The sequence below is a fragment of the uncultured Subdoligranulum sp. genome (genome assembly GCF_937890665.1).
This window is the reverse complement of sequence record NZ_CALADU010000150.1, coordinates 1-4,221: the sequence shown is the minus strand read 5'-3', so window position 1 is coordinate 4,221 and position 4,221 is coordinate 1. Positions and strand designations below refer to the sequence as shown.

The 4,221-nt window shown below is 58.2% G+C and carries 4 protein-coding genes; all 4 read left to right on the top strand.

What is annotated here, in order from left to right; translation table 11 throughout:
* On the top strand, positions 1-836 hold an 836-nt coding region (locus tag Q0526_RS08665; protein WP_298732574.1), incomplete at its 5' end, for a radical SAM protein.
* A gap of 3 nt (positions 837-839) precedes the next feature.
* On the top strand, positions 840-1,415 hold the full coding sequence (gene pgsA, locus Q0526_RS08660) for a CDP-diacylglycerol--glycerol-3-phosphate 3-phosphatidyltransferase (protein WP_298732572.1): 576 nt from the start codon (positions 840-842) through the stop codon (positions 1,413-1,415).
* An 18-nt stretch (positions 1,416-1,433) separates the two neighbouring features.
* On the top strand, positions 1,434-3,377 hold the full coding sequence (locus tag Q0526_RS08655) for a hypothetical protein (protein WP_298732570.1): 1,944 nt from the start codon (positions 1,434-1,436) through the stop codon (positions 3,375-3,377).
* 76 nt (positions 3,378-3,453) lie between these two features.
* Positions 3,454-4,221: cysteine--tRNA ligase (gene cysS / locus Q0526_RS08650; protein ID WP_298732568.1), on the top strand; the 768-nt coding region annotated here is incomplete at its 3' end.

Below are 4,221 nucleotides of genomic sequence, written 5' to 3'. Positions count from 1 at the left end.
GCCCGCTGCGCAGCCGCCCGTTGGAGGACTGCGTGGCCGAAGCCCGCTGGCTGGCGGGGGAAGGGGTGCGGGAGCTGATCCTTGTGGCACAGGACCCCACCGCTTATGGCGAGGATTGGGGCAAACCCGGCGCCGTCTGCGAACTGCTGGACCGCCTGCAAGAGATCGATGGTATCCGCTGGATCCGCATCCTTTACGCCTACCCGGAACGAATCAGCGATGCCTTTATCGCCGCCATGGTGCGCAACACCAAGGTGGTGCCGTATCTGGATCTGCCCATTCAGCACTGCGATGACGCGGTGCTCAAAGCGATGAACCGTCGGGGCGGCCGCGCCGACATCGAGGATGCCATTGCCCGTCTGCGGGCAGCCATCCCCGGCATTACGCTGCGCACCACCTTGATTGCCGGGTTCCCCGGTGAAACCGAGGAACAGTACGCCGAGCTGTGCGACTTTGTAAAAACCATGCGGTTTGACCGGCTGGGCTGCTTTGCCTACTCCGCCGAGGAAAACACCGTGGCGGCCAAGATGGACGGTCAGTTGGACGAGGAAACCAAGCAGCGCCGTGCCGACCATATCATGGAATTGCAGGCCGAAGTCAGTGCCGACCGGGAAAAAGAGATGGTGGGCCAGACGCTGGAATGCATTTGCGACGGTGTGGACGATGAGACCGGCATGTACTTACTGCGTTCCAAGGCCGATTGTCCCGAAATCGACGGCAACGTGCTGACTCCGGCGGATACCCCGCTGGAGACCGGTGCTTTTTATCTGGTCACCATCACCGATGCCGACACCTACGACCTCTACGGTTACGTGGAGGAAAAACTGGAGGATTGAGCCATGAATCTGCCTAACAAACTGACGATGCTGCGGGTCCTGCTCGTGCCCGTATTTATGGTGTTCGCAGCGTTCAGCCGCTACGGAACCGCTGACTATAACCCCACCTTCATGCTGGTGGCGGGGGTGATCTTTACGGTGGCCAGCATTACCGACTTTTTGGACGGCTACATCGCCCGCAAAAATCATCTGGTTACCGATTTTGGCAAGTTTATGGACCCGTTGGCAGACAAATGCCTGACTACCGCGGCCTTCATCTACATGGTGGCTGACGGGGTCTGCTCGCCGGTGGTGCTGGCTATCATCCTCTTCCGGGAATTTGCAGTGGCCGGTGTGCGGATGATCGCTGCCGAGTCCGGTACCGTCATTGCCGCCAACATGTGGGGTAAGGTCAAAACGGTGCTGCAGATGCTGACCATCATCTTCTACTACTTTGCCGCTGCGTTGGGCAATCCCACCGACATTGCGGGGGTGGGACTTATCACGATGGTACTCACCTGGCTGGTGGCTGCGGCTACGCTGCTGTCGGGCTGCATCTATCTGTGGCAGAACCGCGCTTGCTTCATGCAGGCAAAATAAGAACAGGAGTACACTGCTTTGTTCCATTTTACACCCCGCGCAAAAATACAGCAGCTTTTTGCCAGAATGACCCGCGCTGAGCGGGCCGTTCTGGTTTTGCTGTGCATTTTTTCCGTTAAGTTTTTGTTCAGTACCGCCGCCCAATTCCTGCCGGTTTTGCAGGCGGTAGATGCGCTGGGCAGCGGCCGAAACCCGGTGGATATCTGGCTGCTCTTGCTCTGCTGCACGGCGCTGTTGGGTACTTTCTGTCTGTACCGTCGGGCGTGGCGGGCTGTGGGCGCCCGGATGACCCGGTTTGACGGTGTGCTGCTGGCAGTCTGCTGTCTGCTCAACGCCGCCTTCTACCTTCACGCCATGCTTGGCCGTCAAAGTCTCTACCTCTGGGACAACGCCACCTACTACAACTTGCAGGTGCGGTTGGAATCCAACTTTGCCGATGGCGTTTTTATGGGGGTAGGCTCCACGATCTATAAGACCTGGTTCAACGACTATGCCCCCTTTGTCATCAACATTCTGCTGGAACCCTTCTTTATGTTCACGGCGCGGACGGCCAATACCTTCGCCATCCTCTGTGCGGTGCTCTTCCCGTCGCTGGTCTACTTCGGCGCTTTGATGCTGCTTATGGTGCTGCGACGTCAACTGAAGCTGCGGGCACCGCGAATTTTCACGGCGGTGGGGATGGCTTTTGTGCTGTTGCTGCCGCTGCTGCATGTGGCGCTCTACCGCGGTATGCCCGACGTGCTGGGGGTGGCCTTCGCCTTTATGCTGATGGCACTGCTCACCGGTTATGACTTTGACCGCCCGGCGCTGGGGCGTCTGGTCAGCATCACCACCTTCACCGGGTTGCTGATGCTCACCCGCCGCAGCTATATGTTCACCGTCGTTACCCTGTTTTTGTTCTACGGTATCCGTGTGCTGGTGCTGGCTTGGCGCCGCCGCGATCGCGGTGCGTTGGTGCGGTTTGTGCAGTTTGCGGTGGCCTCGTTGCTCTGTGTGGGACTGCCGTTGGCTCCCATGTTCTGGCGAATTATCCGTGCCGATTACAGCGACCGGTACGCGACTTACCAGACCGGCGGCTTTCTGTCCGAGCTGAACAACCAGCGGATCTATCTGGGCGGCTTTTTGCTGGTCGTGCTTCTGATTGGCATTCTATACGGACTGTATAAAAACAAGCTAAGATTCCTTACTGTATTGTCTGCTGCTGGGGGCATCTTTACCATTCTGATGGTCACCCGGGTACAGAACATGGACGACCACCAATCCTTGGCGGTGGCGCCTTTTTACCTGTTGGGTTGTTTTCTCTGCGCGGCGGCGGTGGCCGATCTGCCCCGGCGTTGGCTGCGGGTCGTGCCGGCAGTGGCGCTGAGCGGTATGTGCATGCTGAACTTCGGCGCCTGCAGTTTTTTGCTGCCAGTGCTGTTCCCGGCAGAGGTATACAGCGGTCTTTATTTCTATCTGGACAGCGAGCGGGAAGATATGGCCCAGATCCAGCAGGTCAACGATTGGCTGCGGGCCAACTGCACGGGGGAAAACTCCGCCTATATGATTTGCCACGGGTCGGTTTACAGTCCCGATGTCTTCCGGGCGGCAGCCCTGCCCGATGAAAGCATCCGCACGATTTTGCCTTACGGTGCGGTCAACCCGGGCAACGATGCCTTCCCCAAAGAGATCTTTACCGCGCAGGTGGTACTGACCTGTACGCCCTTTGACCCCAACAACCACACCGAAAAGATTAACGCTGCCTTTTTGGAAAATCAGGAAACCTACCATCCCTTCGAGGTGGCGGCCACCTTTGATATGGGCAACGGCTATACTATCACGGCCTATCGCCGGGTGCAGGCCCCCACGGTGGAGGAATTGGACACCTACCGCCGTTGGCTGGCTGAGGAGGACGCCCAGTTCCCCTATAATTTCAGTGCGGTATGGGATTCGTTGGAAACGCAGTTTGCGAATCCCAGCTAAAGGCTTGCAACGCCGTGCTGCGGCGACTATAATAGAACCACCGGAGACCATTGCATTCGGAAAGGATTGTGTCACCATGCAGATTTTTAACACCATGACTCGTCAGAAAGAGGAGTTTGTCCCGCAGAAGGAGGGCGAATATCGCATCTACGTCTGCGGCCCGACGGTTTACAACTATATCCATATTGGCAACGCCCGGCCCATGATCGTCTTCGACACGCTGCGCCGGTATCTGGAATACTGCGGCAACAAGGTCTACTATGTTTCCAACATCACCGACATTGACGATAAGCTGATCCAGAAAGGCCAGCAGGAGGGCATCTCTATGCAGGAGGTGGCCCGCAAGTTTGAGGCCGAGTACATCAAGGACTCCGAGGGCCTGAACGTGGAGGAACCCACCGTGCGCCCCCGCGCCACCGAGCATATCGGAGAGATCATCAAGATCGTCAAAGATCTGGTGGAGTCCGGCCACGCCTATGTGGCTCGCAACGGGGATGTCTATTTCCGCGTTAAGTCCGACCCCGGCTACGGCAAGCTGAGCCATCTGAATCTGGACGATCTGGAGAGCGGCAACCGTGCTCTGCGCAGCCAGATGGATGACGATCTGAAAGAGGACCCCGCTGATTTTGCTGTCTGGAAGGCGGCCAAGCCCGGCGAACCCTATTGGGAAAGCCCGTGGGGCCACGGCCGTCCCGGCTGGCATATCGAGTGCAGCGCCATGGCCCGCAAGCATCTGGGCAATACCATCGACCTGCACGCCGGTGGGCAGGACCTGATCTTCCCCCACCATGAGAACGAGATCGCCCAGTCCGAGTGCGCCAATGGCTGCACCTTCAGCCGGTAC

Excerpts from the sequence above, each read along its gene's own strand:
- pgsA (WP_298732572.1), top strand. The coding sequence starts at position 840 with ATGAATCTGCCTAACAAACTGACGATGCTGCGGGTCCTGCTCGTGCCC.